The 386-nt window shown below is 35.5% G+C and carries 1 protein-coding gene; it reads right to left on the reverse strand.

Features of this window, described 5'->3' with window-relative positions:
• The coding region (locus E1176_RS00135) for a SusE domain-containing protein (RefSeq protein ID WP_343030476.1) at positions 1-357 on the reverse strand (357 nt) is incomplete at its 3' end.
• Positions 358-386 lie beyond the last annotated feature (29 nt).

A 386-nucleotide genomic window follows, 5' to 3' on the forward strand; every position in this document is an offset into this window, starting at 1 on the left:
AGGAGATTCTAAATCAAATGATGCAATTTCATTCACAAACCTTTTAATGGTTACCGTACTAACATTTGTTTCCTTAGTTATATCACCGTTTGTAGCAGATATAAACCAATTTAAGGTAATTGTTTCTCCTACAGCTAAACCAAGATCAGTTAAGGCTTCGTCTAACTCACCTTGACTGATGGTAAGTTGATTATCCTTACCTCCATTATCTGATTGTAGAGATAATAATAAATCACTCTTAGCAGAGCCTTCCTCGAACGCATTCCATTTATATAATACATCCGAATTTAATCCAGAGTTTGCCTCATTCCATGTAATAACTACGTCAGCATCTGGATTTGTCGAGCTTAATTCCACTGTTGATTCTGGTAAGGGATTAAGGGTAA

It is taken from the genome of Fulvivirga aurantia (genome assembly GCF_009711475.1).
Classification (GTDB): Bacteria; Bacteroidota; Bacteroidia; order Cytophagales; family Cyclobacteriaceae; genus Fulvivirga; species Fulvivirga aurantia.